A 3635-nucleotide genomic window follows, 5' to 3' on the forward strand; every position below is an offset into this window, starting at 1 on the left:
ACCGGACAGGGACAGAGCCAGGACAATAACATTGGAGAGATCAATATCAGTGAAATTGAAACCAACCCTTATCAGCCCCGTACGGAATTTGATCAGGTTTCTTTAAACGAACTTGCCGAATCTATACAGGTGCAGGGTTTAATACAACCCATCACCGTCAGGAAGGTTTCAGCTAATCACTATCAGTTAATTTCCGGAGAGCGCAGATTACGTGCCTCCAAACTTGCCGGCTTAACCAAAATTCCAGCCTATATCCGTAGTGCAAATGACCAGCAAATGCTGGAAATGGCACTGATTGAGAACATCCAGAGAGAGAATTTAAATGCTATTGAAGTGGCATTGAGTTTCCAGCGGATGATGGAAGAATGTAATCTGAAACAAGAGCAATTAGGGGAACGTGTGGGTAAAAACAGAAGTACGGTAACCAACTACCTGCGTTTACTGAAACTTCCTCCTGCTATTCAGATCTCTATCCGCGACCAGAAAATCACCATGGGCCACGCCCGGGCACTGATCAATGTGGAGGGCGTAGATAAACAATTGTTCATTCACCAGGAAATCATAGATAAGGAACTTTCTGTTAGAAAGGTAGAAGAGTTGGTGCGGAGCATCAACAGTTTACAGCTGAAAACGAAGCCTGGAAAACAACAACCTGCGGGTGTTTCTTTTGAGTATCAGAAACTTCAGAAAGACCTGGCTTCCAGATTTGCAACCAAAGTAAAATTAAAGGTTGGGCAGAATGGAAAGGGGGCTATTGAGATACCCTTTGTTTCTGATGATGATTTGAACAGGATCCTGGAACTATTAGATTGGTAATGCCTAAAATTCTGCTGTTATCGGCTTTATTCTGTCTTGCCTTCTTTTCTGTAAAGGCTCAGCAACCTTATTTAAAAAAGGACAGTACCCTCAGTAAATCACCTCAAATTGATACGATTAAGCCGGCGTATGTGAACAAAGGCAAAATCGCCGGACGTAAAGCAGTGTTCAGGGCGCTGGTTGCTCCAGGCTGGGGGCAGCTTGGTAATGGCGTCACTGTCTATCGGCTGGTAAAGGTCGGTGCACTTTATACAGGTGCCACCTTACTGACCTTATCCTATATGTCTAATAATAAGCAATACCAGAGGTACCTGAAAGAATTGCAATATAGATTTGATCATAATGATCAGCCAAATCCCGATAGCGATATTCCAAAAAATGTAAGTACAAGTCAACTGACAATTGCAAAAGATACCTACCGCCGGAATAAAGAGGTGATCATTTTTTCCTTCGTCGCTTTATATGCCGTACAGGCAATTGAAGCCTATGTTGACGCGCGATTGATGTATTTTGATGTAGGAGATGATCTGGCCATCAGGTTCTCACCTACATTGATCAATAATGGGGCTGTATACGGTTATAATCCCTACACTCCTGGATTAAAAGTAAGTTTCAGGTTTTGATTCAGGTAAAAAAAAGTACCTTGGCTTTTAATATATAAAAATTAAATAAGAAATGAAGATAGCCTTGCTTGGTTATGGAAAAATGGGCCAGATTATAGAGCGTTTCGCTTTAGAAAGAGGTCATGAAGTTGTCTTAAAAATAAATATAGATAACCTGGAAGAATTAACAACATCAAACTTGCGTAAGGCGGATATGGCCATTGATTTTAGTGCTCCTGATGCTGCTCTTGGTAATATTTATGCATGCTTTGAAGCCAATCTTCCTGTAGTAGTGGGTACTACCGGCTGGTACGGGGAATTGCAGAAAGTAAAAGATGATTGCCTGAGCAGTAACAATACCTTGCTTTATGGATCAAACTTCAGTATTGGGGTGAACATCTTCTTTTATATCAATGAAATGCTGGCTAAGGTGATGAATAACTATCCGGCATACGATGTACAGGTAGAAGAGATCCACCATACGCAGAAACTCGATGCGCCAAGCGGTACAGCGATGACCATTGCAGAAGGGATCATCGATCAGCTGGATGCAAAGAAAGAGTGGGTAAATGAACTGGAGGGAACACCTTTCAATGATGTTTTGAAGAATGATCAGCTACTGATCACTTCTCAGCGTATTGAGCATGTTCCGGGTACACATACTGTAATCTACAGTTCCGAAGTGGATGATATCGAATTAAAACATACCGCTCATAGTCGTGCAGGTTTTGCTTTAGGGGCAGTAGTTGCTGCCGAGTGGTTGAAAGATAAACAAGGCTTTTATAATATAGCCGACATATTTAATTTTAATAAATAATATATGAATTGGAAGTTCTGGCAAAAACGTAAGGATGCCGATCCAAAGAAAAAGAAATCTAAAGGCAGGGAATGGACAGATGCCATTATTTTTGCTGTGGTTGCTGCAACCATTATCAGGGTATTCTTTATTGAAGCTTATACTATCCCAACCGGATCAATGGAACGGTCTCTATTGGTTGGTGACTTTTTATTTGTTAGCAAAGTCAATTATGGGGCAAGGATTCCCATGACACCAATTGCCTTTCCTTTTGCACACCATACGATGCCGATCACTGGTACCAAAGCTTACTGGGATGGTGTTCAGTGGAAATACCGCCGATTACCCGGGCTGACAGACATCAAAAGAAATGATGTGGTTGTATTTAACTTTCCTGAAGGAGATACAGTAGCTTTAGAACAACAGGATCACAATTATTATGAAATGGTCAGATCACTCGGCTGGCAGTCTGTACATAGTCAGTTTACCATTGTAAGCAGACCTGTAGATAAAAGAGAGAACTACATCAAACGTTGTATTGGTATTGCTGGTGACGTTGTGAGTATGAAAAATGGATTAGTTTCCATTAATGGTAAGCCTGAGAAATTAAAGACGACCGGGCAGATTACCTATGCCGTTAAGTTCAAAACAGCTGATGTAAATTTCAGTGTTTTTGAGGGAATGGGTTTTAACCTTCAATCTGATATTACCGGTCTGGCGCAAAATACCTATGAGTTTACAGGTACGGAAACGATGATGGACCAGGTCCGTAAACTCGACTTTGTAGAAAGTGTAAAAGAAAATACAGCTGTTGAAGGCGAACAGTCTCTGGATGTTTTTCCGCACGATCCTAACCGCAAATGGAATGTAGACAACTTTGGACCGATCACTATTCCTAAAAAAGGATGGACTGTTAAATTAGATAGTGCAACAATGCCGCTTTATGAAAGAAGCATTAGGATATATGAAGGCAACAAAGTAGAAAAAGTAGGGAAAGACTGGATGATCAATGGTCAGAAGGCCGATACTTATACCTTTAAAATGGATTACTACTGGATGATGGGGGACAACAGGCATAATTCTTTGGATTCTCGTTACTGGGGATTTGTACCGGAGGACCATGTGGTTGGTAAAGCCTTATTTATCTGGATGAGCTACGATACAAACGGATCGTTCTTCGGTAAGATCAGATGGAGCAGATTATTAAGAGGGATTCATTAGAATCCCTTTTTTATGCCTTATAATTTTTCTACCCCAAGTTTTTCTGCAAGCACATTCAAGTCTTTTACAACTGCATCAATGAGGGGAATCCCATGTTGAGTTCTTTCCTGTTCCGCTGCATATTCCGGTTCTCCGGGAATGACTACTTTTTTGCTGGGATCAATGGTGCCGGAATCCTTAAATCGTTCTATCCAATTGTC

Annotated in this window: 4 protein-coding genes and 1 pseudogene; 4 read left to right on the forward strand and 1 reads right to left on the reverse strand. The window is 41.1% G+C overall.

Features of this window, described 5'->3' with window-relative positions; translation table 11 throughout:
• The 4 genes from VNZ46_RS01715 to lepB all read left to right on the forward strand — a co-directional run.
• On the forward strand, positions 1-816 hold an 816-nt coding region (locus tag VNZ46_RS01715), incomplete at its 5' end, for a ParB/RepB/Spo0J family partition protein (protein WP_325558341.1).
• A complete protein-coding gene (locus VNZ46_RS01720) occupies positions 816-1439 on the forward strand; it encodes a DUF5683 domain-containing protein (protein WP_325558342.1) in 624 nt (207 codons plus the stop codon). The genes VNZ46_RS01715 and VNZ46_RS01720, both read left to right, overlap by 1 nt.
• A 52-nt stretch (positions 1440-1491) precedes the next feature.
• Positions 1492-2235 carry a 4-hydroxy-tetrahydrodipicolinate reductase gene (dapB, locus tag VNZ46_RS01725; protein ID WP_325558343.1) on the forward strand — a complete coding sequence of 248 codons (744 nt, stop codon included), beginning with the start codon at positions 1492-1494 and terminating at the stop codon, positions 2233-2235.
• 3 nt (positions 2236-2238) lie between these two features.
• Positions 2239-3435, forward strand: coding sequence for a signal peptidase I (gene lepB, locus VNZ46_RS01730; RefSeq protein ID WP_325558344.1), 1197 nt, complete (start codon positions 2239-2241; stop codon positions 3433-3435).
• A 17-nt stretch (positions 3436-3452) separates the two neighbouring features.
• Here the strand turns inward: lepB and VNZ46_RS01735 are convergent.
• A pseudogene (locus tag VNZ46_RS01735) lies at positions 3453-3635 on the reverse strand (Ldh family oxidoreductase); the annotation flags it as partial.

The organism is Pedobacter sp., assembly GCF_035566355.1.
In the GTDB taxonomy this organism is placed as follows: domain Bacteria; phylum Bacteroidota; class Bacteroidia; order Sphingobacteriales; family Sphingobacteriaceae; genus Pedobacter.

Coding starts and splice junctions, on each gene's coding strand:
- VNZ46_RS01720 (WP_325558342.1), top strand. CDS start 816: ATGCCTAAAATTCTGCTGTTATCGGCTTTATTCTGTCTTGCCTTCTTT.
- dapB (WP_325558343.1), top strand. CDS start 1,492: ATGAAGATAGCCTTGCTTGGTTATGGAAAAATGGGCCAGATTATAGAG.
- lepB (WP_325558344.1), top strand. CDS start 2,239: ATGAATTGGAAGTTCTGGCAAAAACGTAAGGATGCCGATCCAAAGAAA.